Genomic DNA, 23,814 nt, shown 5'->3' on the forward strand with positions numbered 1-23,814 from the left:
CTCTTCGCGTGAGCTCTATTCCTGATCCCCGGCAGACTGGGGTGCACTGACGGGTCCTGTTACGGCGGCCGATGGGCCCGTACCGTCGAGTGCGTGGATCGGCGTAGGGATATTCAGGAGTTCCTGACGAGTCGTCGGGCGCGGTTGACGCCGGAGCAGGCAGGGCTGGCGAGGTCCGGCGACACGCGACGCGTCGCGGGTCTGCGTCGGGAAGAGGTGGCGACGCTGGCTGGGGTCAGCGTGGACTATTACGCGCGACTTGAGCGAGGCCAGCTGGCCGGGGCATCGAATTCGGTGCTGGAGGCGGTGTCTCGCGCGTTGCAGCTGGATGAAGCGGAACGGCAGCATCTGTTCGACCTTGCGCGAAATGTTGAGCGGAAACCGTCTTGTCGGCTGCGGCGGAAGTCGGCGCCGTCCGGTCCGCGGCAAGCCGTCATGTCGATCCTTGCCGGGATGACCGGGCTACCGGCCTACGTGCGCACACCGAAGATGGAGATCCTGGCGGCGAACGAGTTGTGTCAGGCGCTGTACGGGGGTGCACTGGACGAGAGCCGACTGCCGCTGAATCTGGCCCGGTATCTGTTCCTTGACCCGCATTCACGCGGCTTCTTCCTGGATTGGGAAGCAATCGCCGACGATCTGGTCGGTGCATTGCGGATCGTGGCCGGCCGGGACCCGCGGGATCGGGCGTTGAGCGACCTGATCGGGGAGCTGTCGACCCGCAGCGACGAATTCGTAGCCCGGTGGGCCCGGCAGAACGTCCGTTTGCACCGCACCACTCGCAAGCGGCTGCAGAACCGGGTGGTCGGCGCGATCGAACTGACCGGCAACGCGCTCGAACTGCCCGGTGATGATCTTGTCCTGATTGCCTACACCGCCGATCCCGGCTCACCGGCCGAAGATCAACTGCAGCTGCTGGCCAGCTGGGCTGCCAGCCATAGTCCGACGATGGTCGATCCCGATCCGGCCAAACCGTCAAGTGGCACCGACTTACCAGACCCTCGGCACACGCCCTTTCCCTTCTGAGCAACGAGAGAACCGAGATCAACAATGTCTGATGCGTCTACCCTGACTTTGAACAACTGCGTCACCATGCCCGCCTTGGGATTCGGCGTCTTCCAGACCCCGCCTGATGAGACACGTGCGGCGGTGTCGGCGGCCCTGGCAGATGGTTACCGGAACATCGACACGGCGGCCGCCTACGGTAATGAGCGGCAGGTCGGGGAGGCGGTCGCCGCGGCGGGTCTGGATCGGTCCGAGGTGTTCGTGGAGACCAAGATCTGGATCAGCGACTACGGCTATGACCAGACACTGCACGGGTTCGAGAAGAGTGCCCGCAAACTCGGTGTCGATCAGATCGACTTGTTGATCTTGCATCAGGCGTTGCCGTCGGAGTTCGACAAGACGCTGGAAGCCTACCGCGCCCTGGAGACCCTGCTGGCCGACGGCAAGGTTCGCGCGATCGGGGTGAGCAACTTCATGGTCGACCACCTGACCGCACTGCTGGACCGCGCCACGGTGGTGCCGGCGGTCAATCAGATCGAAGTTCATCCCTACTTCACCCAGCCGCAGGTCCAGGCGATGAACGCCGAGCACGGCATCCTGACCCAGGCCTGGTCTCCGATCGGCGGCATCACCTTCTACCGCGACGGTCAGCACAGCAGCACCCTGCAGGACCCAGACATCGGCCGGATCGCCGATGCCCACGGCAAGACGCCGGCACAGGTGATGCTTCGCTGGCACCTGCAGCGGGGCCGCTCGGCCATCCCGAAGTCGACCAACCCGCAGCGGATCGCGGAGAACATCGACGTCTTCGACTTCGAGCTCACCGCCACGGAGCTGGCGGAGATTGACGCCCTCGACACGGGCCGTCGCGGCGGGCCCGAGCCCGAAGCAATCACCTTGGAGACCTTCGGCCGAGCGATTCCCGAGGACTGAGCCCACGACCTCCGCCAAGGTCTGCACACCTCTGCCGCCCGCGTCGCCGGACATCGCCACACCCATCTCCCGAACGAGGACGCACCCATGCCCACCCCGACGCCAAGACGTGGCCTGCTCACCCGAGGCCTATTCCTCGCCGCAGGCGTGTGCATCGGAACAACCGCATGCTCTGCCGACAACCCCACGGGTCGACCAGCGACAACTACCGAGCCGCGTGACGAAAGCACCACTGTGACCGATCCAGCTACGCCAACGAGAGCCGAGCGGCCGCGAGTCCTGCTGGCCTACTTCTCCCGGGCAGGCGAGAACTACTACAACGGCGGCCGGCGGAACCTGAAGGTCGGCAATACCGAAATGCTGGCCGAGATGATCAGCGATCTGGTCGACTGCAACGTCCATCGCATCGAACCCGCTGATCCGTACCCGCAGGGATACGACGCAACCGTTGCCCGCAACGTAGAGGAACAAGACGCCGACGCGCGGCCCAAGATCGCGAACCCGCTCAACTCGATGACTGACTACGACACGGTGTTGTTGGGCAGCCCGATCTGGAATGTGCGGGCGCCGATGATCATGTCCACCTTCACCGACGCCCACGACTTCACTGGCAAGACCATCTGCCCGTTCGTCACCTACGCCGTCAGCGGGCTGGCCGGCGTCGATCGTGACTACGCCGCCTCCTGCCCGACCGCACGCATCAGTACCGGCCTCGCGGTCCGCGGCGAGGACGCCACCCGGCGCCGACCACAGGTCGAAGCCTGGCTCCGACGGGTCGGCTTGCTCACCGACTGACCATCCACCATCAACACCCATCCGCGTGCAAGGAGGACAGCCGTGACCGAGAAGGCCAATCTCACACCCGCGCAACGCGCCATCGGCGGCTTTGCCCCGAAGCTGGTCTCGCTGACCGATGACGTGCTGTTCGGCGACGTGTGGGAACGCGCCGAGCTACCCAAGCGAGACCGCAGCCTGATCACCGTCGCTGCACTCATTGCTGGCGGCAACACCGAGCAACTGCGCAATCATCTGCGGCTGGCTCAGCAGAACGGGCTCACCGAGACCGAGTTGAAGGAGGTGATCATCCACCTCGCGTTCTACGCCGGCTGGCCTCGCGCGATGTCAGCGATGAACGTTGCCAAGACCGTTTTCATCACCGAGGACTGACCGACCACAAGGGGAAGGAGAGGCCGAGATGGCTGAGCAACACTGGCCGGTGGCGGTGATCACCGGAGCATCGTCGGGCATCGGCGCGGCAACGGCCCGAGCCTTGGTCGACCACAACTATCGGGTCGCGTTGCTGGCCCGACGCATCAACCGCTTGGAAGAACTCGCCGCCGATCTGGGCCCCGCCGCGCTCCCGATCGCGGCCGACGTCACCGATCGACCGGCACTGCTCGCCGCAGCTGAACGAATCGCAGCCGAGTTGGGTCGCGCGGACGTGCTGATCAACAACGCCGGAGTGATGCTGCTCGGCCCGTTCGACAGCACCCAACGCGAGGAAGCCCGCCGGATGGTCGAGGTCAACCTGCTCGGCGCGATGACCGCCACCGAGGTCTTCCTCGGTCAACTCCGCGCCGGCGGCGGCGACCTGGTCAACATTTCCTCGGTCGCCGGCCGCACCGCACGTGCCGGCAACGCCGCCTATGCCGCGACGAAATGGGGCATGAACGGCTGGTCCGAAGCACTCCGCCAAGAACTCCAACCCGACATCCGCGTCACCGTCATCGAACCCGGCGCGGTCGCCACCGAACTCACCGACCACATCACCGACCCAGCAGCCAAACAAGGAGCCGAACAGCTCTACGAGCAGCTGGCGATCACCGCCGAGGATGTCGCCGACGTGATCACCTTCGCCGTGACCCGGCCGCGGCGGATGACGCTGAACGAGATCCTGCTGCGGCCTACCAGCCAACCCGGATAACAGCCTCCACCAGCACGACAACACGACTGCCACGCGGCACCGCTCAACAGCGGATGCGCGGTGAAGGAGTAGATCATGATCAACAGAAGCCTCGGCACCAGCGGCCTCGAGGTGTCGGCGATCGGCTTCGGCTGCATGGGCCTCAACCACGGCTACGGCCATAGCCTCACCGAGAACGACGCCGTCGCGGTTATCCGCTCCGCCGTAGACCTCGGCGTCACGTTCTTCGACACCGCCGAGGTCTACGGCCCCTACACCAATGAGGAACTCGTCGGAAAGGCTCTGGCGCCGGTCCGCGACCAGGTGGTGATCGCCACCAAGTTCGGATTCTCCATCGACGGTGGCCGATCGACCGGACTCGACAGCCGACCCGACCACATCCGCACAACGGTGGAGGAGTCCCTGCGCCGACTCGATATCGAACGCATCGACCTGCTCTACCAGCACCGTGTCGACCCCCAGGTGCCGATCGAGGACGTTGCCGGCACCGTCAAAGAGTTGATCGAGGCCGGTAAGGTCGGCCACTTCGGACTCTCCGAAGCCGGCGTCGAGATCATACGCCGCGCCCACGTCGTCCAACCCGTCACCGCATTGCAGAGCGAGTACTCCCTATGGTGGCGCGAACCAGAAGCCGAGATCATTCCTACCCTCCACGAGCTCGGCATCGGACTGGTGCCGTTCAGCCCTCTCGGAAAGGGATTCCTGACCGGCACGATCAGCGGTGCCACGTCGTTCAGCGACAGCGATGTCCGCAGCAATCTGCCCCGATACAGCGAGCAGATGCGCACTGCACACCAAAGCCTGGTCGATCTGGTGACAGCAATCGGCGCACGCAACAACGCCACCCCTGCCCAGGTCGCACTGGCCTGGATCCTGGCCCAACACCCCACGAACGTCCCGATCCCCGGCACCACCAAACTCCACCGTCTCCAAGAAAACACCGCAGCCGTCGACGTCGAACTCTCCGCAACCGATCTTGATCAACTCAATGCGGCATCCGCCGAAGTCGACCTCTCAACAGACCGCTACCCGGCCCACATGCAACGTTGGATCAACCGCTGAACCGGTCCACAACACCAGTGAACAGGAGCCGGATCCTCGTCCCCTCAGCTGCCCTGCTGTGGGGGCTGCAGCTGGCATTCCTCAGCCCAGCTTTCGCGCTCATCTTGACCGAGCTCTACAACGCGACCACTGCTGAGGTCGGCTGGGTACGCGGCGGTCAGATCCTGACCGGAGAGATCGGCATCGGCGAACCGGGTCCCTTCGACGGTCTGGCTCGCTGCGAGTGACAAGCTGTCACCCTCGACCAGATCGTTCAGCTGCAGCGTGTCGATCCTTGGGGCATGCGTCGTCCTCGATCTGCTGGCCATGCGTTACTCCTGGGTTGTCGTCCATCGTGGCGAGAATCTGACTGGCCCATCCCGGCTCCAGGGAATCGGCGATGTCGATCAGCGCGGTCAGCTGGCTGGGGTGCAAGCGGTCGAAGAGCACCTCCCGCAGCATCGAAATTGAGTTGCCCAACTGAGCTGGCCATCGCAAAGCTCGCGCCATGTCCTCCGCGCGCAGACTGACGCTTGAACACTTTCAGTGGATCGACGGGCACGCAGACGTCTGGGAGATCTTCCGTGATCCCAGCGCGCTCACCGCAGTGGTCAAAGGCCTGGTAGAACCATTCAAGGACGACGGGATCACCGCGGTCTGCGGTATCGAGTCCCGGGGCTTCGCGCTCGGGGTGGCAACCGCGATCCAACTCGGCGCCGGATTCGTGCCAGTACGCAAGCAAGCTGGTCTCTTACCGGGCGAGAAGATCACTCGACAGACCGCTCCGGATTACCGCGGCGTTTGCCACGAGCTCCGACTTCAGCGCGGCTCGCTGACCCCATCAGACCGCGTACTGATGGTCGACGACTGGATCGAAACCGGCAGTCAGGCGGCAGCCGTCAAGTCCATGGTCGACGAATGTGGAAGCCACTGGGCCGGCTGCAGCGTCATTGTCGACGAGACCAATGACGACCGTCGAATGATGCTGGGGGTACGCGGCCTGGTCACAGCCGCCGACCTACCAGCCTGGACCCCGTAGGTCGAGCCGAATATCCGCAAACCCCTCGCGCCGAGGGCTCGCAGCATCGTGACGGAAGCGAGAGCCGGCTTGGTGGTGGTGTCTCGACGGAGAAGCCGACGCATCTGCGCCAGGTCGGGGTGTACCGCGGGTGGCGTCTCACATTGTGTACACCTTCTCGGGTACGAGGCGGGGCATGTCCCCACCAGGCAAGGCAAATTCGCCTAGTGAGGTGGGGACTTGCCGCGTGAGGTCTGCCAAAGATGGCTCCCCACGAAGCACGCTCAATTCACCCTGCCTGGTGGCCACCCAGCGCACGAGAATCCGAATTCGACAGCATCGCCAATAAAGATGGTAAGGCTCGCACTGTCATTGCAAGCCGTTCGTCACCGCCTGGCGCCAGCCAGCTGAAATCGGCTCAGAAAAAGCTCGAGCGGGCCGATAATTATTTGCTCGACCGGCGGACCGTAATGTCGAACTCGCGGTAGACCCGCGCCCAGAATCCGTCCCGCAACCAGACCCGAGCCTCCGGGTAGGGGCGCAGCGAGTGGCCGAGTTCCTTCTCCGCCTCGATCAGGAGCTCGGTGTCGATGACGGTCGGGAGGATCGGCCCGGGGAGGAGATCGCGGACGTTGTCGCGGCCGCGGGTGAGGATCCACTTCTGGGCGACGTGCTCGCCGACTTCCTCGACCGTGTTGCGGTTGGGGCCGAGCTTCGGGACGGTGCCACCGGGCGTGGACCGGACCGGCCGCGGCGCGGGCGTCTTCCCCGCGAACACCTGAGCGGGCGTGGGTGCGGGTTGGGCCGCCTGGGTGGACAGCGGATGCGACTCGCGCACATACGGCCGCAGGAGGTCCGCGGACAGCACCTCGACCGTGTCCGCCTCCCAGACCAGGCGCTCGGCCTGGTTGCTGCCGTAGGAGGGTTCGACCCCCCACAGATGGATGCGTACGCCGTACGCCTGCGCCGCCTCCACCGCGGACACCAGGTCCTCGTCACCGGCGAGCAGCACCGCGTCAGTGACCGCTCCGTGTCGGGCGAGTGCGTCGAGGTCGCTGCGGATCTGGGCGTCGACGCCCTTCTGCTGGCCCTGCTTGTTGAGGTTTCCCAACCGGACCTTGACCATCGGCAGGGCGGCGATCACCCGTTGGTCGACGGTTGGTACGCGGTCGTGAGCGGCGTCGTACCAATACACCCGGAGCAACTCGCCCGGCAGCCGCTCGGCGGCCTGTTTTTGTAGGACCTGGATCAACTCGTCGGCAGCGACGCGGTACTCGCGGCGTTCGCGCGCACCGAAGAGCACTTCACCGGCCGCGGCGTAGAGGTAGCCGACGTCGACCAGGATGGCGTACTTCATCGCGAAGACCGACGCACTGAGGTCTGGGATTCCCATCGTCACCCTCCCTCGACCTCACTGCACGTTGCCGCGCACCGGCAAAATTCCTGAGCCGGGCGCTTTCCCCAGCGAGCGTACACGTCTGTCCCATCCGGTGGACCGCGGATGTTGAGACACGGCCGACGCTCACGGAGCGTCGGCGATGGATGGAACGCCAGGCAGCCGGGATCAGCGGCCGCTACTCGCGGTGCTGCTGCCACCGGTCGGCAGGGTTGCCGGCCTCTCCCCTGCGCCCGAGTCGGTCGATGACGTCGACGAGCTGTCGTACGGTGCGCTCGATCTCCTGGTTGGCGCGGTTCCGCTCGGTGATGATCACGGCGAGCAGGAGCGCCGTCAGCGCGATGGAGCCGTTGAAGATCTGGAGAAGGATCATGTCGGTCAGCAGTCCCTCGTTGGCGAACGGACCGTACCCGTGCGCGGCGGCATCGACAGCGAGGGCAGAGGCGATCAACGCACAGGGGGCGGTGCCGGCGAGTTGGAAGCGGAATCCCGCCCAGATCAGGAACGGAAATGCCACAAAAAGGATATCCAAGGTCCGCAGCGCGATGCCAATCGCCAGGAACGTGCCAGCCAGGAGCGCCGCGGCCTCGACCCACCGCTGCCAAGGAACGCCGCGTGGCCAACCGATACTGCGGATGACGAGGAGCAGTGGGGTGACGATGAGGACGCCGAGCGCCTCCCCCGTCCACCACAGCATCCACGTCGACCAGAACCCGTTCACCGGAATCGGACCGAAGAACACGATCGCGACGCTGCCCACGGTGGCGCTGATCAGCGTCGAGGTGAAGGCACCCAGGAAGACCAGCGCGAAGGCATCGCGCAGCCGGTCGAGTTGGTTGTGGAACCCCACCCGGCGCAGCATCAGGTATCCACAGACGGGAGCTAACGTGTTGCCGAACGTGGTCCCGAGCACGACGGGCAAAGGGCTCCCGATCAGGAGGTTCGACACGAGGGCACCCACCAGGATGCCGGGCCAGACCCAGGGGCCAAGCAGCAACAGGGCAGCCATCGCGACACCGGTCACCGGCCACAGCGGGGCGAGCTGCCGTCGATGGACCAACTCGTCGAGGAGCCCGGCGTCCGCCGCTACCCAGTAGGCCACCGCTACAACGAGGTTCTTGAGGCAAACCACCGCAGCACGGCGGAGCCTGTGGCTGTCAACCACAGGACGATGTTACGCGCGTTGACCAGGTCACCACCCATCTCGCGGACCCCCATTCCCGACCGCCAGGGCGGTCGGATTCCGGTGTGCGCAAGATGCCCGGTTTGCAAAAGGCAAGGCCCCTCTCTGAGCTACAACCTGGCTACAGAGAGGGGCCTCCAGACCCACCGGCCTTCGGGTTGGAACCCCAGGCCAAACGCGCTCCCGCGGCTGGACTCGAACCAGCAACCTGCCGGTTAACAGCCGGACGCTCTGCCAATTGAGCTACGCGGGATCGCCGTGCCGGCGACTGCCGGCCCCGCATAGGTTAGCAGCACCCTCGCCGGGGCAGCGCACGCCTCCGTCCCCTGATCCATCAGCGTGGCAGTGCGCCGAACTCGCGGAACACCCTCAGCACTTCCGGCTCGCTGGCGAACGCCTTGGCGACGTCCTGATCGGTGACGATCCGGTGGGCGTTGGTATCGATGTAGTCCCGGAGTAACCGGTCAAAGGTGGCAGATCCGGCCGCCTGCCGCGCGCGAAGCAGCATCGCACCGCCCTGCCGGTAGACGCCCGCGCCGTACAGATCGGGGTTGCCGAGCGCGTCGTACCACCGCATCGACTCACCGACCTTGTTGTGGACCAGCGTCGGAGCGACGAACGTCATGCGCGCGCTGAGGTCGCCGCTGGTCAGCGCCTCGGCGTACTCCGCGAAGGACTCGTCGAGCCAGGGGTCGCGGGCCTGGTTGTTGCCGACTAACCCGTAGAACCACATGTGCGCCACCTCGTGCGGCACCAGTTGCGGGAAGCCAGCCATGTCGACGTCCCCGAACTGGATCGCCCCCGGGAACTCGATGCCGCTGGTGATGTCCGGCACGATCGAGACCCAGAGGTCGGCGTACGGGAACGGTCCGAGGTGTGTCGAGAGCTCCTTCATCGCCGCCTCGGTGGAGTCGGCCCACTCGGCGACCGGTGTACTGGTGCCGATGGTCGGGGCGCCGACGTGCAGGCGTACGCCGTCCACGGTGCGCTCGACCAGCTCCATCCGCCCCACCGTCACGGCGACGTCGCGGACGGCGTCAGCGCTGAACCGGTGGACGACACTCCCCGAACGCGACGAGGGTTCGGTGCCCATCGACCGACCCGTGCCGAGCACCTGGTCGGCCCGCGGCGCCACCACGTCGAGCTGCGCCAGCCGGAACTCCTCGCTGGTGACCGTCTCCCCGAACAACCGGACCGCCGGGTCGGTCACCCAACCGCGGCCGCGTTCCCAGGCGAGCAGGGGGTACGCCGTCGCGAGCCACGCGGTGCGGTCCTCGGTCGAGTAGCCAACGCGTTCGGGGGTGTCGGCGCCCAGGGTGAGCGTGAACGCGAGGTCGATCGTGGCCTTCTTGCCGGCCGCGATACATCCCTTGACAGGCAGGCGGACCAGCGTCCCGGGCGTGCCCGTCGGGGCGCCCGCCGCCTCGACCTTCGGTGTCACGACGGCACCACCCACGGCCGCCGACGTCACGTCGAGCCGGTTGCCGAAGCTCGCCGTCTCCGGCTTGTTGGGCCACGTGCGGAACACCACCTCGCAGGTACGCCGGTCCGGTGTGAAGACGACCTGCTCGGTCCCTTGGACCACTCGGCGGTCGGCTGGTACGTCGAAGCAGAGCTTCACCACCGGGCGGTCCTTCCACGGCCCGGCTCGCTGCGCGTTCCGCGCCTGGGTGGCGGTCGCGGCCGTCGTCCCGGTCGTCTCTGTCGTCGCCTGGGAGGGGTCGGCGTACGACACCTTGGAGCTGACCCCGCCACCGCCACCATCGGTCGGACACGCGGAGGGTTGGTTCGGTGAGGACGGCGGAGGAGCGGAATCGGTCGGCGCCGGCGTCGCGGTCGGTGCGGCACTCGGAGTCGCGAGGCCGCCGACGGCGCTCGGGGCACATCCGGCGAGTCCGGCCGCGACGAGGCCGAGCACCACCGCGGCGACGCGGAGCCGGCTCCTCGCCCGACTCACGGCTCGACCTCGGCGCGCACCGCGGCAAGAGCGCGTTCGGCCGCCGCCAGGATCTCCGGATCGTCTGGATCGATACCTTCGTCGAACGCGACCGCCCACAAAAGTGCTGTGCCCACACCAGGAGCACGGCGAGCGATCACGCGGATGCCGCGCCGCCCCCGCAGGGCGACGCGCTGCTCGAACACCACACTGGCGGTGATCCGCTCGCGGATGAGCCCCAACAAGGAGACGTCGGGCTGCTCGAAGCGGAAGGTCGAGGTGGGCTGCGGCTCTCCGAGCGGTGCGGTCTCGGTGACGCGGAGGAGTTCGGCGTCGCGGTCCCACTCGGCGTGCTCGACCTGCTCCCACGGAACCCGATGATGGGGAGCACCCGACTCGCCTGGCAGGTGGATCGCCAGGTTGGTCGCGACCACCCAGCGACCAGACACGTCGGAGCCGGCCGCGAGGATTCGTTCGTGGCGTTCGAGCGCGAGGGAGTCGGTCACCTCGCGGGGAACGCTATGCCGTCGGCGCACCAGGTCACCGTACTGGCCCCGCCTCCAAGATCCGAGGACGAGGCCAGCTCGTGGTGCGAACGACTACCCGGGCCCAGGCTGACGCCGGAACCTCAGGCGAGGTACTCCCGGAGTGCCGGCGCCCAACCGCCACCCCGCAGCTTGGCGAGCGTCTTGGCCTCGATCTGCCGGACGCGTTCCCGGGTGACCCCGAACCTCCGGCCGACCTCCTCCAGGGTGTGGATCTGACCGTCGGTGAGGCCGTAGCGCATCTGGACGACGTAGCGTTCCCGCTCACCCAACTGCGCGAGCGCGGAGTCGATGTGCTCGCGCATCAACGACGACGCCGCCGCCTCCAACGGGGCGACGGCGTCCAGGTCCTCAATCAGGTCACCAAGCTCAGACGCTTCCATCTCACCGATCGGAGTATGCAGCGAGACGGGTTCTCGGGCCAACCGAAGAAGCTCACTCACACGTTCGGGACCAAGCCCGACGAGCCCTGCGACTTCCTCGATCAGAGGATCTCGACCCAGCTGTTGGAAGAGCTGCCGCTGCGCGCGGAGCACCCGGTTGATCGCGTCGACAACGTGGACGGGTACGCGGATCGCGCGCGACTGGTCGGCGATCGCGCGGGAGATCGCCTGCCGGATCCACCAGGTGGCGTACGTCGAGAACTTGTAACCCCGGGTGTAGTCGAACTTCTCGACCGCCCGGATAAGACCCAGGTTGCCTTCCTGGATGAGGTCCAGGAGGGGCAGCCCGCGACCTGTACACCGCTTGGCGACTGACACCACCAAGCGCAGGTTCGCCTCGATGAGGCGACGCTTCGCCTCACATCCGAGACGTACGAGCGCCCTGAGCTCGGCGTCCGTCGCCACCACGGTGCCACCCTCGACGAGGCGGCGTTCGGCGAAGAGTCCTGCCTCCACCGCCCGCGCCAGCTCGACTTCCTCCTCGGCGGTGAGCAGCCGGACGCGTCCTATCTCGCGGAGGTACTGCCGGACGAGATCGGGCGCGCGTTCGGTCGGCTCATCGAGAAGCGGGAGGTCTTCTACCTCTGATCCTTGCTCGATGGCGCCGGCCGCAGTTTCTGATTGTTGAACACGAACGGGGATCGTGTCGGGCTCGTCGGCGTCAACGGGGCGAGGATCAGGTTGCATGCCCCGCGCTGCCTCGTCAGCTGTCGGGGTGTCGGCTCTTTGAGCCACGGTCTTGAGTGCGAAAACCGGCACAGCGCAACTCCTCCCACGGGGAAGATCGGCATGATCCAGTGTGCCTGTCCGCACTCAGTTACGTAGGGCATTTACGAATACTCGTGGAGCTATGGCCAACGTCGGCACATCACCCGCCAGACGCCTCAGTCGAGCTTCATCCCGGATGTCGGAACCCAGTACCCCTCCAGCGGTCCATCGGCGATGAGGGCGTGGACCGATCCGTCAATCCAGGCGGTCCGGTCGAACGGCGCGGGTTGCTGGGACGGCACCACCACGGTCCTGGTGTCCACGAGCTTCCCGTCCGCGTCGTACTTCGTACCGATGTACGTCTGGCGACCCAGGAACGCGCCCGTCCGGTTGGCGCGGTACCCCACCTCCGCGACCGGACCGCGCAGCATGACCCGCCCCGGCTTCTCCGGAACCCACAAACCCGTGAGTGGCCCCGTGGCGACGCGGTAATAGACGCCTCTCCCCTTGATCCGCATCCGGCGGATGGTCGTGCCGGTCGTCGCCTCGTGCAGTGTCAACCGCTTCTGGCCGAGCAGGTCGCCAGTGGGGATGTCGAAGTTGTACCCGACCTGGACGCCGGGCTCGAAGTCGATGGTGCGTGGTTCGTCGAACACCGGCGAGGGGTTGTCGTCGCGCAGGATGTCGGCGAAGCGGACGAACTCCGCCGCACCGGTCATCCGCCACAGCTGGACGAACTGCTCGATGTGCAGGTTGTGGTACTTGTTCGCGGCGACGCTCTCGTGCTTCAGGTCGTACATCGACCGGCCGCGCGGGACCCGCACGGTCACCCGGTGGCGGTTCATCGTGGTGACCGCGCCGTCGAAGAGCGCCAGTGCCGAGTCGTTCTTGGAGAGGCGGTAGTACTGCCACAGCCCGAAGATGGCGGACATGTGGCCGTTGAAGACGAGGTCGGACTCGCGCGGCGTACCAAGCGGATACTCGACGAGCCAGAGCAGGCCACGGGAATCGACACTGACCACCCAGGGTGCGGTCGTGCTGGGGGCATTCAGGAAGCTCGCGAAGGTCCGGTCGGCTGCCTGCCGCCACTTCGCCTCGCCCGTGGCCTCGGCCAGCCGGGAGAAGAAGAGGAGTACCTTGCCCTGCGCGAGCCCGCTGTACCACGGCGCCCGCATCGTCTCGTCGGGGTTGCCGTTCAGCCGGAAGTCGAAGCCGTACGGGTAGTACCAGGCACCGCGGGACTCGACCCGGCGGTCGATGAGGCGCTGCGCCTGCGCCTTCGCGCGGTCGAGGTAGGCGGTGTTCTTGGTGAGCCGGTAGGCGTCGATGTTCTCCAGCCCGTAGTTGGCCTGGAAGTTGGGATGGTCATAGACCTTGCCGCCAAGCCTGTAGACGCGTACTCCCTGCGCGTCGTGCGGGCCGGTGTCCTTCAGGGAAGTGACACGGTTCATCACCACGGGCGCCTGGTTGATGGGGAGGTCGCGGAACTTGTAGCCGTCCCGGCTGAACGAGAACCCCGGCCGCCCGAGTCGCACCGGTTTCCCGGGCGGTGCGGACCCGTCGTTCTGCTGGCGGAGGACGGCGTCCACGTCCCGGGAGGGTGGGAACACCAGATCCTTCCGCGGCCCCGCCCGATCGGGTGGCTGGCTCGGGTTGTTCAGCTGGCTCGAGTTGTTCAACTCACCCGGCCCGTCGAGCTGATCAGACTCGACCGCCGTCAGCGGCGAGCACGCTGAGGACAGCAGGCCAAGGACAAGCGCAACCGCCGCCACCCACCGCCACATCCGCCGCCTACCTCTCCCCCCGTGCCACCCGGGTCACTGAACGTGCCATTCGACGCCTCTGGCCGGGATGGCTAACAGAAAGAGAAAACGCAGCGTCGCCAGCAGCGGTTGCATCCCTGCTCCGCAACTTTCGTGGCCGATCCCGGACGACTGTGGCGATCGACGTTTCGCGGACGTAAAAAACGGACGCCGTGTGGTCACACGACCACACGGCGTCCGTGGTATCAGTAGGCGGGGTCAGCTGTCGGAGCTGAAGGCAGCGTCGAACGACGCGGCCGACGGCTCGATCTCGCACAAGGCCCGCACGGTCGCGAGCGCTTCCGGCGCGCCCATCAACCGGTCCATGCCCGCGTCCTCCCACTCCACCGAGATCGGGCCGTCGTACCCGATCGCGTTGAGCGCGCGGAAGCAGTCCTCCCACGGCACGTCACCACGTCCGGTCGACACGAAGTCCCAACCCCGGCGCAGGTCGCCCCAGGGCAGGTGGGACGACAACCGACCGTTGCGGCCGTTGCCGACCCGGCGCTTGGCGTCCTTACAGTCGACGTGGTAGATCCGGTCCTTGAAGTCGAGGATGAACCCCACCGGGTCGAGGTCCTGCCACACGAAGTGGCTCGGGTCCCAGTTCAGACCGAACGCCGGCCGGTGACCGATCGCCTCGAGCGTGCGGACCGTCGTCCAGTAGTCGTACGCGATCTCGCTCGGGTGCACCTCGTGGGCAAACCGCACACCCACCTCGTCGTACACGTCGAGGATGGGGTTCCACCGGTCGGCGAAGTCCTGGTAGCCCGCGTCGACCAGGGCCTCGGAGGCCGGCGGGAACATCGCGACGTACTTCCAGATCGACGAGCCGGTGAAGCCGACCACGGTGTTGACACCCAGCCGGGCGGCCGCCCGCGCGGTCATCTTCATTTCCTCGGCGGCTCGCTGGCGCACGCCCTCGGGATCGCCGTCGCCCCAGATCCGGGCCGGCAGGATGTCCTTGTGGCGTTCGTCGATCGGGTCGTCGCAGACGGCCTGACCCTTGAGGTGGTTGGAGATCGCCCAGACCTTGAGGTTGTGCCTCTCCAGAGTGTCCAGCTTGTCCTTGACGTACTTGTCGTCCTCGGCCGCCTTCCAGACATCCAGATGGTCGCCCCAGCAGGCGATTTCGAGGCCGTCATATCCCCATTCGGAGGCCAGCCGGCACATCTCCTCAAAGGGCAGGTCAGCCCACTGACCGGTGAACAAGGTAACGGGACGTGGCATCTGCTCTTCTCCTTCTCGAAGCTGGCGGGTACTTCACGTGGCCTGTGCCTGTGCCTGCGCCGCATGGCGTCGATACCATGCGAAGCGCGTAATGACCACGTAAACGTGATCATTTGGGTCACTCATACGGCGTCGATGCTCACCCAGCCGGAGCCAGCCTCGGCACTACGCTCCACCGCGTCAAGCACGAGTTGCACCTGCAGGCCGTCGGCGAACGTCGGCGCCGGGTTGGTTCCCTCGCCGATCGCGGTCACCAGGTCGTACGCCTCGTGGGTGAAGCTGTGCTCCCAGCCGATGATGTGCCCGGCCGGCCACCACGCCGACATGTACGGGTGCTCGGCCTCGGTGACCAGGACCCGCCGGAACCCCTGCGTCGTGGTGTCGTCGTCGGCGAGGAAGAGCTCGAGCTCGTTGAGGCGTTCGAGGTCGAAGACCAGGGAGCCCTTCTCGCCGTTCAGCTCGATCCGCAGGCCGTTCTTGCGCCCGGTCGCGAACCTGCTCGCTTCGTACGTCGCCACCGCACCGCCCGACAGCCGGGCGAGGAAGAGCGCCGCGTCGTCAACGGTGACTTGCCCCCGCTCGCTCGAACCCGTGCCACGCAGCCCTTCCGTGGACGCCACCAGCGGGCGTTCCTTGATGAACGTCTCGGTCAGGCCGCTCACCCCGGTGACGGTTTGCCCGGTGATGAACTGCGTGAGGTCGACAATGTGCGACGCGATGTCACCGAGCGCACCCGAGCCGGCCTCGTCCTTCTTCAGCCGCCACACCAACGGGAATTCCGGGTCAACGATCCAGTCTTGGAGGTAGACCGCACGAATGTGGCGGATCGCCCCAAGCTTGCCGCCAAGGACGAGCTTGCGGGCGAACGCGGCGGCCGGCACCCGGCGGTAGTTGAACCCCACCATCGACCGGACGCCGTTACTGGCGGCGGCGTCGGCCGCCTTCACCATCTCGCGGGCTTCCTCGACGGTGTTGGCGAGCGGCTTCTCACAGAGCACGTGCTTGCCGGCGGCGAGGGCGGCGATCGCCACCTCAGCGTGGTTGCCGCCCGGGCTGCAGACGTCGACCAGCCCGATGTCGTCGCGCTCGACCAGCGTGCGCCAGTCGGTTTCGTACGACCGCCAGCCGAACTTCTCGGCGGCCGCCCGGACCTTGTCTTCGCTACGCCCGCAGATCGCCGCCATGTCGACCGCGTACGGCAGGTCGAAGGCGGAGTTCACGGTACGCCAGGCCTGCGAGTGCGCCTGGCCCATGAAGGCGTACCCCACCATGCCCACGCCGAGCGTTGGCTTGCTTGTCATGCGTACTCCTCGTCTCCTTTAACGAACGCCCAGCACTGTCGATCCCCAGCACTACCGAACGCCCAGCTCATGGTCGTGTTCGACTTCTCATCGAGCCACTCCAAGCAAATAGTCCATGGCCAGCTGGTCAAGCCGCTCGAAGGCCATCCCGCGACTGGCCAGGGCCTCAATCCTCGCGTCGTCCCAATCCTCTTCGCGAAGGGTCGCGTAGGTCTCGCCCGCGGCCAATGTCGGCCGTGCGAGCTCGTCCAGCTTGGAGGTCGCCAGCGCCTCCCGCACCTCCGGGTCGGCACGGAACGCCTTCGCCTTCGCCCGCAGGATGAGGTAGTTGCGCATGCAGCCGCGCGCCGACTCCCAGACGCCCGCCATGTCCTCGGTCCGCGGCGGCTTGAAGTCGAAGTGCCGTGGCCCGTCGTAGCCGCCGGACTCCAGTGTGTCGACTGCCCAGAACGCCCCGCGCAGGTTGCCCGCACCAAAGCGCAGGTCCTGGTCGAACCGCGGTCCGGTCTGACCGTTCAGGTCCACGTGGAAGAGTTTGCCGTGCCACAGCGCCTGGGCGATGCCGTGCGCGAAGTTGACCCCGGCCATCTCCTCGTGCCCCACCTCGGGGTTGAGGCCGACGAGTTCGGGGTGCTCCAGTTCGTTGATGAACGCCAGGGCGTGCCCGATCGTCGGCAGCAGGATGTCACCACGCGGCTCGTTCGGCTTCGGCTCCACCGCGAACCTGATGTCGTACCCCTGGTCGAGGACGTACGACGCGAGGACGTCGAACGCCTCCTTCATCCGGTCGAGCGCGGCCCGCACGTCCTTGGCCGCCCCGGACTCCGCACCTTCCCGGCCGCCCCAGCAGACGTAGGTCTTCGCGCCGAGTTCGGCGGCCAGGTCGAGGTTGTCCATCACCTTGCGGATCGCGAACCTGCGGACCGCGCGGTCGTTGGCGGTGAAAGCACCGTCCTTGAAGATCGGGTGCCCGAAGAGGTTCGTCGTCGCCATCGGGACGATCAGGCCGGTGTCGTCCAGGGCCTTGCGGAATGCCGCGATGTGCTCGGTCCGCTCCAACGCCGTGGCCTCGAACGGAAAGAGGTCGTTGTCGTGGAATGTCACGCCGTAGGCGCCGAGCTCGGACAGCTTGTGCACGGCGTGCGCGGGTTCGAGCGGCTCGCGGACCGCCGTACCAAACACGTCGACGCCCTGCCAGCCAACGGTCCACAACCCGAACGAGAACTTGTCCTCGCGGGTCGGTGTGTAGTCGGTCATCCGGTCTCCTTCCGTGGGGTTTTCGTTACCCGCGAGACGCTGCTCGCGGGGACGGTCGCGGCGCTGGTCGCCGGGACGCGGGTGGGATCGTCAAGGAGCGGTTGCAGGGCGGCGTAGGCGGCACCGGTCGCGGCGGCCCACAGGCCGAGCCGGGACAGCTCCACCCGCGCGCCGCCGAGTTCGGGTGCGACGACGCGGGCGGCGAGCTCCGCCTCGACCGCGGGCAGGAGGAACTCCCCCAGGCGGGCGAAGTAGCCACCGAGGACGAGCAGCCGGGGATTCGCGAGGTTGATGAGCATCGAGGCTCCGAACCCCAGCGCGCGGCCGATCTGGTCGAACGCCCGCAAGGTGCGCTTGTCACCGGCCCGGGCGCGGTCCCGGAGCAGGTCGAGGCGTTCGTCGAGGTCACGTTCGTGGTCATGAATGGGATCGTCGGGCGCTCCCGCCAGGTGGAGGAGAGCCCCGAGGCCGCACAGGGTCTCCCAGCAACCGCGCCGCCCGCAGCCGCAGACCTCGCCCTCGGGGTCGATCGCGAGGTGCCCGACCTCACCGGCGAACCCCGCACTCCCCCGGACCACCCGGCCGTCCACGACGATGCCGCCACCGACTCCGACGCCACCGGTGAGGTAGACGAGGTCGCGGTCGTCTGCGTCCGAGCCGGCGCTGAACTCCGCGAACGTCGCGAGGTTGGCCTCGTTGTCGACCGCGACCGCGGCGGGCTCGAGGTGGTGGCCGGCGAACGCGAACGTGCGGGCCAGCCGGGTCGAGATCAGGTCGCGCAGGGGTACGTCGTTCCAGTGCAGGTTGGGCGCCACCCGTACGACACCGCGCCCGACGTCAACCAGGCCTGGCGCGGCCACCCCGACACCGGCGAGGACGGTCTGGTCAGACGCGAGCGCTTTTCGCGCGACCTCGCGGAGAACGGTGCCAGCGCGGTCGACCACCTCGTCGATGCCACGGCCGGCCACATCGAACGACGTCCGCACGGTCGCCCGCTGGACACCTCCGAGGTCGAGACCGACGGCCGCGAGATAGTCGACGTTCAGCTCCAGGCCGAGGGCGAGGACGCGTTCTCCCACCAGCTCGACCCGCTGGCCTGGTCGCCCGACGACTCCCTGCGAGGTGGCCTGGTGAGTCCGGGCGAGCCCGCGTTCGGCGAGTTCGGCGACGAGGCTCGACACGGTGGCCTTGGTCAGCCGGGTGTCGACGGCGAGTTGCGGCCTGGTGCGCGGGCCGCCGCGAAGGGCGCGGAGCACCAGAGCCAGGTTCGTGCGGCGGACGGCGGCCTGATCCGCTCTGCCCGCCAGGTGCGTCGTCGCACCCCTCACCGAGTCGCCCGCACGCTGATGGTCCTTGATCTGTCCAGGCACCTATTCGTTCAGGTCCCGAACAAATTAGGGGCGGTCGGTCCGGGCGGTCAAGGCAAGGACCGATTCCCGCCAGCGTTCCGGCGGCCGGGCGAGCATCGTGGGCGCATGACCACGAGCACCTCCACGACCACCAGCACCTCCCTAACGACCGGCAGCTCCATGACGACCGGCACCTCCATGACCGCGAGCAGCTCCATGACCGGCGCCCCCGGGACCACCCGCCCAGACCTGCGCATCGTGCCGGTTCCCGCCGCGACGCTGCGCCGCCTCCGTGAGCAGGGGTACGACGACTTCGGTATCCCCTGGACTGTGGTCCCGGGCGCGCCCGGCCGACCGGTGCGCTGCTGCCTGCGACGTACCACGCCCGACGAGCGGGTCGTCCTCATCTCCTACGCGCCGGTCCACCACGCGGCGTTCACCGACCGGACCGCGCCCTACAACGAGGTCGGGCCGATCTTCGTCCACGCCGAGGAATGCGAAGGCTACGTCGAGGACGGCGGCTTCCCGTCGGCCTGGCGGGAAGCCCCTCAGGTGCTGCGCGCGTACGCGCCGGACGGTGAGATCCTCGACGGCGTCCTCACCCAACCGGACGAGGATCGGTTGGCGATCGCGGCGGACCTCCTGCGCGAGCCCGGGGTCGCGTTCGTCCACTCCCGGTGCGTCGGACCCGGCTGCTTCGCCTTCGAGATCCGCCGCGCCTGAGCCCTCTTCAAAACTCCTGGTCGCCGCACCGCCGTGTGGCGCCAAGGGGACCTTGTCCCCCTCACGCCGGAGGGCGAGCCAGTGGGCGCCAGCCGTCCCGGCCCGCGGTCACCACGCGTGGACGTTGCGGAGCCAGCGGGTCGCGAGGCCGCGGCCGTGGCCGAGCGGCGACGACCGGGGCGTCTGGCTCCCACCGCCGCGGATCGGAGGTCAGCCCGAGGAGATAGGTGACCGTGCACTCGAGCGCGCTGGCGAGTTCCGGAAGCTTCGCGACATCGATACCGGCGCCGTGCTCCAGGCTGCTCAGTGCCTTGTTGGTGGTCATGACACCCAGCCGTGCCAGGCGGGTGACCACCTGCTTCTGGGTAAGGCCGAGGCCCCGCCGTCGCTCCCGTAGCCGCTGGGTCACGACCAGCCGCCGGCGTGCGTTTGACTCGGTTGGTTCCATCGCCATCTCGCCTCCCCCGACGAGCACCCTCCCCATTCGGCCACTCGGCCAATCGTGGAGTCCGTCGGGAGCGGACAGCGGTTGGGTAACACCAATGACGCGAGCCCGCGCTGCGCTCGCCCGCCGCCTCAGCCGTGTAGGGACCCGCGCGCCTCGGCGTACGCCGAGCGGATCCGCTCACCCGCCTCGGTGTCGACGTCGTCGCGTACGACCGCCGCACCCTGGTCCCACCGTGGTGGTTCGGCACCGCCCGCCAGCGCCCAGGCGGCCTGCCGGGCCGCACCCAAAGCGACGTACTCGGCGGGTGCCGGGACCGTGACGGGTACGCCGAACACCGTCGGCGCGACGGCCTGCACCACCGGCGACCGGGCCGCACCTCCGATCAACAGCACCCGGCGTACCACCACGCCGTGGTCGCGCAGCGCGTCGAGCCCGTCGGCGAGTCCACACAGCATCCCTTCGACCGCCGCCCGGGCGAGGTTGGCGGGGGTCATCGCGTCCCGGCGGAGGTTGTGCAGGGAGCCGGCCGCATCGGGCAGGTTGGGCGTGCGTTCGCCGTCGAGGTACGGCAGGAGGACGAGCCCGCCGGCACCGGGCCGCGCGGTCAGTGCCAGCTCGTTGAACCCGGCCACGTCGACGCCCAGCATCGCGGCGGTCGCGGTGAGAACGCGCGCGGCGTTGAGCGTGCACACCAGCGGAAGGAAGCGACCGGTCGCGTCGGCGAAGCCCGCGACAATCCCGGTCGGGTCGGCCGTCGGCTTGTCATGAGCCGCGAACACCGTGCCGCTGGTGCCGAGCGAGACCACCACGTCGCCGGCCTGGACACCAAGCCCGAGAGCCGCGCCCATGTTGTCGCCGGTGCCGGCCGAGACCAGCGCTCCCGCCGGCGCGACGCTGCCAGGAGCCACCGCACCCGCCGGCTCGGAAGGGCCGAGCACCCGTGGCAGGACCGGCGTACGTCCGAACGCCAACTCCAGCAGGTCGGTGCGGTAGTCGCCGGTGGCCGGCGACCAGTACGACGTGCCGGAGGCGTCGCCACGGTCGGTGACGGCTCGCTCCGGCCGACCACACAACATCCAGGTGAGGTAGTCGTGCGGGAGCATGACCTGGGCCACCCGGTCGGCATTGGAGGGCTCGTGTTCGGCCAGCCAGGCCAGCTTCGTCACGGTCATGCTCGCGACGGGGACGCTGCCGACCGCCTCCGCCCACGCCTTCGGGCCGCCGAGCCGCTCGGTCAGCCGGGCCGCGGCGCCGGCCGATCGGGTGTCGTTCCACAGCAGCGCCGGACGTACGACCTCGCCGGCCTCATCGACCGTCACCATGCCGTGCTGCTGCCCGGCGACGCCGATCGCCGCCGCCTCGTCGAGCAGTCCGTCGCCAGCTTCCTGGAACGCCGACCACCACGCCTCGGGCGGGCACTCGGTGCCATCGGGGTGCGGCGCTGACCGCTCGGCGAGCACCTCGCCGGAGTCAGCGTCACAGACGACGACCTTGCAGGACTGCGTGGACGAATCGATCCCGGCGACCTTGGGCATAAGGAAAACCTAGTGTCGTCGGGAGGCTTAGGCCAGACCGCCCACCGCGCGCTCGCGCAGGGCGCGGCGATGCTGTTCGAGCGCGACCAGCTCGCCAAACATCTTGTTGTAGGCGTCGGTCTGGTCGACGGGATTCGTGCGCTGCAGGCGGGACTTCACATCGGCGATCAGGCGCGACACCGAGAGCTCCCGCACCCGCGCGAGCAGCGAGTCGGCATAGCGGGCATCCGGCCCTCCGGCCGCCCGGAGCGGCTCGACGGCCAGCGCCGTGACCAGGCTGCGAAGGCCGTCGTCGGGCGTCCGGTCACCCACCGCGGAGACCCACGCGTCTCCCCCGGCCGAGGTGCCCGCGCCGCCGGCCGCCGCCACTGACTGGCGGAGCGCGGCGTACGCCGGATGGGTGAAGTCGTCGTCGTCGAGAGCGTCGAACTCCGGCCCGACGAGGGTCGGCGACTGGATGACGAGCTTGAACAACTCCCGCTCCACCCAAAGGCGCGGGTCGGCCGGATCGGGCAGCGGCGTCGCCGGGACCCGGGCGGGCTGCGAAACCTCCGCGGCGCGGACCGGTGCGGACCCGCGTCCGGGTTGACCCGCACCGCCATTGGCGGACGCGTTCATGGCCCGGCGTACCTCCGCGCGGACCTCCTCGATCTCCATGCCGAGCATGCCGGCGAGCTCGCGGGCGTACGCACCAACCTTCGCCTTGTCGCGGACCGAGCCCACCAGCGGCGCGGTCGCCCGCAACGCGTCGACCCGCCCGTCAGCCCGGTCGAGGTCGTAGCGGGTGAGGATGTTGCCGAGAACGAAGCGGTAGAGGGGGACCCGGCGGGCGACGAGATCGCGCACCGCGGCGTCTCCGTGCTTCAGGCGCAGGTCACACGGGTCGAGGCCGGACTGCTCCACCGCGACGTAGGTCTGGGAGACGAACTGCTGGTCGCCCTCGAACGCCCGCATCGCCGCGCGCTGCCCCGCCTCGTCGCCGTCGAAGGTGAAGATCACCTCGCCGCGGAACTGCTCGTGGTCGAGGAGCAGCCGGCGGAGGACCCGCGCATGGTCTTCACCGAACGCCGTACCGCAGGTCGCCACGGCTGTCGGCACTCCCGCCAGGTGGCAGGCCATCACGTCGGTGTACCCCTCGACGACCACCGCCTGCGAGCGCCGGGCGATCTCGCGGCGGGCCAGGTCGACGCCGTACAACAGCTGGCTCTTGTGGTAGATCGGGGTCTCTGGCGTGTTGAGGTACTTCGCCTCGATCCGGTCGTCCTCAAACAACCGCCGCGCACCGAAGCCCACCACATCACCGGACAGCTCGCGGATCGGCCACACGAGCCGGCCACGGAAGCGGTCATAGTGTCCGCGGGCGCCGCTGGCGACCAGACCGGCGGTGTTCAGCTCCTCGTCGGAGAATCCCCGAGCGCGCAGGTGACTGAGCAGCGCGAGCGGCCCGCGCGGCGCGAACCCCACGCCGAACTGCTCGGCCGCCTCCCGGTCGAAGCCGCGCTCGGCGAGGAACGACCGTCCCTGCCCGGCGTCGGGTGAGGTGTGGAGCTGCTCGGCGTAGAACTCCGCGGCCGCCTTGTGGGCCTCGATCAGGCGGGCGCGAGTGCCCGGCTGCCGGCGGTCGGGCGCGGCGCCGTCGGCGTAGCGGAGCTGGATACCCGCCCGGGCGGCCAGGCGTTCCATCGCCTCGACGAACGACAGCCCCTCGATCTCCTGGATGAACCAGATCGCGTCGCCGCCGACGCCGCAGCCGAAGCAGTGGGCGTAACCAATCTGGGGGCGGACGTTGAAGGACGGCGACTTCTCGTCGTGGAACGGGCAGAGACCCTTGAGTGACCCCGCGCCGGCCGGCCGCAACGTGACGTACTGCGAGATCACCTCGTCGATCCGCGTGCGTTCGCGGACCAGCGCGATGTCGTCGTCGCGGATCCGGCCAGCCATGCCGGCGAGTCTACGACCGACGGCACCGGCGGCTGGCGGCGGCCGGCGGCGGTCGGGTCCCAGGCCGCCGAGACCAAAGCTTCACCCGAAGACCCG

23 protein-coding genes and 1 tRNA gene are annotated in these 23,814 nt (G+C 68.0%); 9 read left to right on the forward strand and 15 right to left on the reverse strand.

Translation table 11 applies throughout. The features are described from left to right. The first annotated feature begins 93 nt into the window (after positions 1 to 93). From B141_RS39395 to B141_RS50555, 7 genes are all read left to right on the forward strand, one after another. Positions 94 to 1,026: a helix-turn-helix transcriptional regulator gene (locus B141_RS39395; RefSeq protein WP_051113991.1), complete on the forward strand. Its 933-nt coding sequence runs from the start codon at positions 94 to 96 to the stop codon at positions 1,024 to 1,026. Positions 1,027 to 1,092: 66 nt separating this feature from the next. Then, entirely contained in the window at positions 1,093 to 1,938 is an 846-nt protein-coding gene (locus B141_RS0107245; protein ID WP_237742644.1) for an aldo/keto reductase, read from the forward strand. Between the two features lie 234 nt (positions 1,939 to 2,172). Beyond that, positions 2,173 to 2,733, forward strand: coding sequence for a flavodoxin (locus tag B141_RS0107250; RefSeq protein ID WP_020574489.1), 561 nt, complete (start codon positions 2,173 to 2,175; stop codon positions 2,731 to 2,733). A 42-nt stretch (positions 2,734 to 2,775) separates the two neighbouring features. Beyond that, complete coding sequence (locus tag B141_RS0107255; protein WP_020574490.1) at positions 2,776 to 3,105, forward strand: carboxymuconolactone decarboxylase family protein; 330 nt, start codon at positions 2,776 to 2,778, stop codon at positions 3,103 to 3,105. Between the two features lie 28 nt (positions 3,106 to 3,133). Beyond that, on the forward strand, positions 3,134 to 3,862 hold the full coding sequence (locus tag B141_RS0107260; protein ID WP_020574491.1) for an SDR family oxidoreductase: 729 nt from the start codon (positions 3,134 to 3,136) through the stop codon (positions 3,860 to 3,862). A gap of 75 nt (positions 3,863 to 3,937) precedes the next feature. Continuing rightward, positions 3,938 to 4,924: an aldo/keto reductase gene (locus B141_RS0107265; protein WP_020574492.1), complete on the forward strand. Its 987-nt coding sequence runs from the start codon at positions 3,938 to 3,940 to the stop codon at positions 4,922 to 4,924. Positions 4,925 to 4,941: 17 nt separating this feature from the next. Continuing rightward, positions 4,942 to 5,151 (forward strand): hypothetical protein, encoded by a 210-nt coding sequence (locus B141_RS50555; protein WP_020574493.1) that lies wholly within the window; start codon positions 4,942 to 4,944, stop codon positions 5,149 to 5,151. 7 nt (positions 5,152 to 5,158) lie between these two features. Here B141_RS50555 and B141_RS0107275 read toward each other — a convergent pair whose 3' ends face one another. Then, positions 5,159 to 5,353, reverse strand: a complete 195-nt coding sequence (locus B141_RS0107275; RefSeq protein WP_157180858.1) for a hypothetical protein — start codon at positions 5,351 to 5,353, stop codon at positions 5,159 to 5,161. 58 nt (positions 5,354 to 5,411) lie between these two features. Here B141_RS0107275 and B141_RS0107280 point away from each other — a divergent pair, with 58 nt between their 5' ends. Further along, a complete protein-coding gene (locus tag B141_RS0107280; RefSeq protein WP_020574495.1) occupies positions 5,412 to 5,942 on the forward strand; it encodes a hypothetical protein in 531 nt (176 codons plus the stop codon). A gap of 424 nt (positions 5,943 to 6,366) precedes the next feature. On the opposite strand, the gene B141_RS0107285 is transcribed toward B141_RS0107280, so the two are convergent. The 11 genes from B141_RS0107285 to B141_RS39405 all read right to left on the reverse strand — a co-directional run bounded on the left by B141_RS0107285 (position 6,367) and on the right by B141_RS39405 (position 19,092). Next, a complete protein-coding gene (locus tag B141_RS0107285) occupies positions 6,367 to 7,314 on the reverse strand; it encodes an NYN domain-containing protein (RefSeq protein WP_020574496.1) in 948 nt (315 codons plus the stop codon). A 181-nt stretch (positions 7,315 to 7,495) separates the two neighbouring features. Beyond that, positions 7,496 to 8,419, reverse strand: a complete 924-nt coding sequence (locus tag B141_RS0107290) for an MASE1 domain-containing protein (RefSeq protein ID WP_020574497.1) — start codon at positions 8,417 to 8,419, stop codon at positions 7,496 to 7,498. A gap of 261 nt (positions 8,420 to 8,680) precedes the next feature. Further along, positions 8,681 to 8,753 (reverse strand) — tRNA-Asn (locus B141_RS0107295). An 81-nt stretch (positions 8,754 to 8,834) separates the two neighbouring features. Next, positions 8,835 to 10,457 carry a M1 family aminopeptidase gene (locus B141_RS39400; RefSeq protein ID WP_157180860.1) on the reverse strand — a complete coding sequence of 541 codons (1,623 nt, stop codon included), beginning with the start codon at positions 10,455 to 10,457 and terminating at the stop codon, positions 8,835 to 8,837. Further along, positions 10,454 to 10,972, reverse strand: coding sequence for a hypothetical protein (locus tag B141_RS0107305; protein ID WP_157180861.1), 519 nt, complete (start codon positions 10,970 to 10,972; stop codon positions 10,454 to 10,456). The genes B141_RS39400 and B141_RS0107305 overlap by 4 nt, the downstream gene beginning before the upstream one ends. Positions 10,973 to 11,064: 92 nt before the next feature. Continuing rightward, the gene (locus B141_RS0107310; RefSeq protein ID WP_040420630.1) at positions 11,065 to 12,183 is read right to left on the reverse strand and encodes an RNA polymerase sigma factor; all 1,119 of its coding nucleotides are present in this window, start codon (positions 12,181 to 12,183) and stop codon (positions 11,065 to 11,067) included. Positions 12,184 to 12,308: 125 nt separating this feature from the next. Next, the gene (locus B141_RS0107315; protein ID WP_169512909.1) at positions 12,309 to 13,904 is read right to left on the reverse strand and encodes a D-glucuronyl C5-epimerase family protein; all 1,596 of its coding nucleotides are present in this window, start codon (positions 13,902 to 13,904) and stop codon (positions 12,309 to 12,311) included. A 249-nt stretch (positions 13,905 to 14,153) separates the two neighbouring features. Further along, complete coding sequence (locus B141_RS0107320; RefSeq protein WP_020574502.1) at positions 14,154 to 15,164, reverse strand: sugar phosphate isomerase/epimerase family protein; 1,011 nt, start codon at positions 15,162 to 15,164, stop codon at positions 14,154 to 14,156. Between the two features lie 122 nt (positions 15,165 to 15,286). Then, positions 15,287 to 16,465 (reverse strand): Gfo/Idh/MocA family protein, encoded by a 1,179-nt coding sequence (locus tag B141_RS0107325; RefSeq protein ID WP_020574503.1) that lies wholly within the window; start codon positions 16,463 to 16,465, stop codon positions 15,287 to 15,289. A gap of 87 nt (positions 16,466 to 16,552) precedes the next feature. Beyond that, on the reverse strand, positions 16,553 to 17,722 hold the full coding sequence (gene xylA / locus B141_RS0107330; RefSeq protein ID WP_020574504.1) for a xylose isomerase: 1,170 nt from the start codon (positions 17,720 to 17,722) through the stop codon (positions 16,553 to 16,555). Continuing rightward, complete coding sequence (locus B141_RS39405; RefSeq protein WP_020574505.1) at positions 17,719 to 19,092, reverse strand: ROK family protein; 1,374 nt, start codon at positions 19,090 to 19,092, stop codon at positions 17,719 to 17,721. The genes xylA and B141_RS39405 overlap by 4 nt, the downstream gene beginning before the upstream one ends. Positions 19,093 to 19,197: 105 nt before the next feature. Here B141_RS39405 and B141_RS0107345 point away from each other — a divergent pair, with 105 nt between their 5' ends. Beyond that, on the forward strand, positions 19,198 to 19,794 hold the full coding sequence (locus B141_RS0107345; RefSeq protein ID WP_157180862.1) for a DUF1203 domain-containing protein: 597 nt from the start codon (positions 19,198 to 19,200) through the stop codon (positions 19,792 to 19,794). Between the two features lie 61 nt (positions 19,795 to 19,855). Here B141_RS0107345 and B141_RS0107350 read toward each other — a convergent pair whose 3' ends face one another. The 3 genes from B141_RS0107350 to dnaG form a co-directional block, all read right to left on the reverse strand. Continuing rightward, positions 19,856 to 20,248: a hypothetical protein gene (locus B141_RS0107350; RefSeq protein ID WP_020574508.1), complete on the reverse strand. Its 393-nt coding sequence runs from the start codon at positions 20,246 to 20,248 to the stop codon at positions 19,856 to 19,858. Positions 20,249 to 20,370: 122 nt separating this feature from the next. Then, the gene (xylB, locus tag B141_RS0107355; RefSeq protein WP_020574509.1) at positions 20,371 to 21,777 is read right to left on the reverse strand and encodes a xylulokinase; all 1,407 of its coding nucleotides are present in this window, start codon (positions 21,775 to 21,777) and stop codon (positions 20,371 to 20,373) included. Positions 21,778 to 21,804: 27 nt separating this feature from the next. After that, the gene (dnaG, locus tag B141_RS0107360) at positions 21,805 to 23,718 is read right to left on the reverse strand and encodes a DNA primase (protein ID WP_020574510.1); all 1,914 of its coding nucleotides are present in this window, start codon (positions 23,716 to 23,718) and stop codon (positions 21,805 to 21,807) included. Between the last annotated feature and the right edge of the window lie 96 nt (positions 23,719 to 23,814).

Source organism: Actinopolymorpha alba DSM 45243, from assembly GCF_000373925.1.
GTDB classification, from domain to species: domain Bacteria; phylum Actinomycetota; class Actinomycetes; order Propionibacteriales; family Actinopolymorphaceae; genus Actinopolymorpha; species Actinopolymorpha alba.

What these genes read in the sequence shown, in the direction of transcription:
- B141_RS0107245 (WP_237742644.1), top strand. Translation starts at nt 1,093, where the DNA reads ATGCCCGCCTTGGGATTCGGCGTCTTCCAGACCCCGCCTGATGAGACA.
- B141_RS0107260 (WP_020574491.1), top strand. Translation starts at nt 3,134, where the DNA reads ATGGCTGAGCAACACTGGCCGGTGGCGGTGATCACCGGAGCATCGTCG.
- B141_RS0107265 (WP_020574492.1), top strand. Translation starts at nt 3,938, where the DNA reads ATGATCAACAGAAGCCTCGGCACCAGCGGCCTCGAGGTGTCGGCGATC.
- B141_RS0107280 (WP_020574495.1), top strand. Translation starts at nt 5,412, where the DNA reads ATGTCCTCCGCGCGCAGACTGACGCTTGAACACTTTCAGTGGATCGAC.
- B141_RS0107285 (WP_020574496.1), bottom strand. Translation starts at nt 7,314, where the DNA reads ATGGGAATCCCAGACCTCAGTGCGTCGGTCTTCGCGATGAAGTACGCC.
- B141_RS0107320 (WP_020574502.1), bottom strand. Translation starts at nt 15,164, where the DNA reads ATGCCACGTCCCGTTACCTTGTTCACCGGTCAGTGGGCTGACCTGCCC.
- B141_RS0107325 (WP_020574503.1), bottom strand. Translation starts at nt 16,465, where the DNA reads ATGACAAGCAAGCCAACGCTCGGCGTGGGCATGGTGGGGTACGCCTTC.
- xylA (WP_020574504.1), bottom strand. Translation starts at nt 17,722, where the DNA reads ATGACCGACTACACACCGACCCGCGAGGACAAGTTCTCGTTCGGGTTG.
- B141_RS0107345 (WP_157180862.1), top strand. Translation starts at nt 19,198, where the DNA reads ATGACCACGAGCACCTCCACGACCACCAGCACCTCCCTAACGACCGGC.
- B141_RS0107350 (WP_020574508.1), bottom strand. Translation starts at nt 20,248, where the DNA reads ATGGCGATGGAACCAACCGAGTCAAACGCACGCCGGCGGCTGGTCGTG.
- xylB (WP_020574509.1), bottom strand. Translation starts at nt 21,777, where the DNA reads ATGCCCAAGGTCGCCGGGATCGATTCGTCCACGCAGTCCTGCAAGGTC.
- dnaG (WP_020574510.1), bottom strand. Translation starts at nt 23,718, where the DNA reads ATGGCTGGCCGGATCCGCGACGACGACATCGCGCTGGTCCGCGAACGC.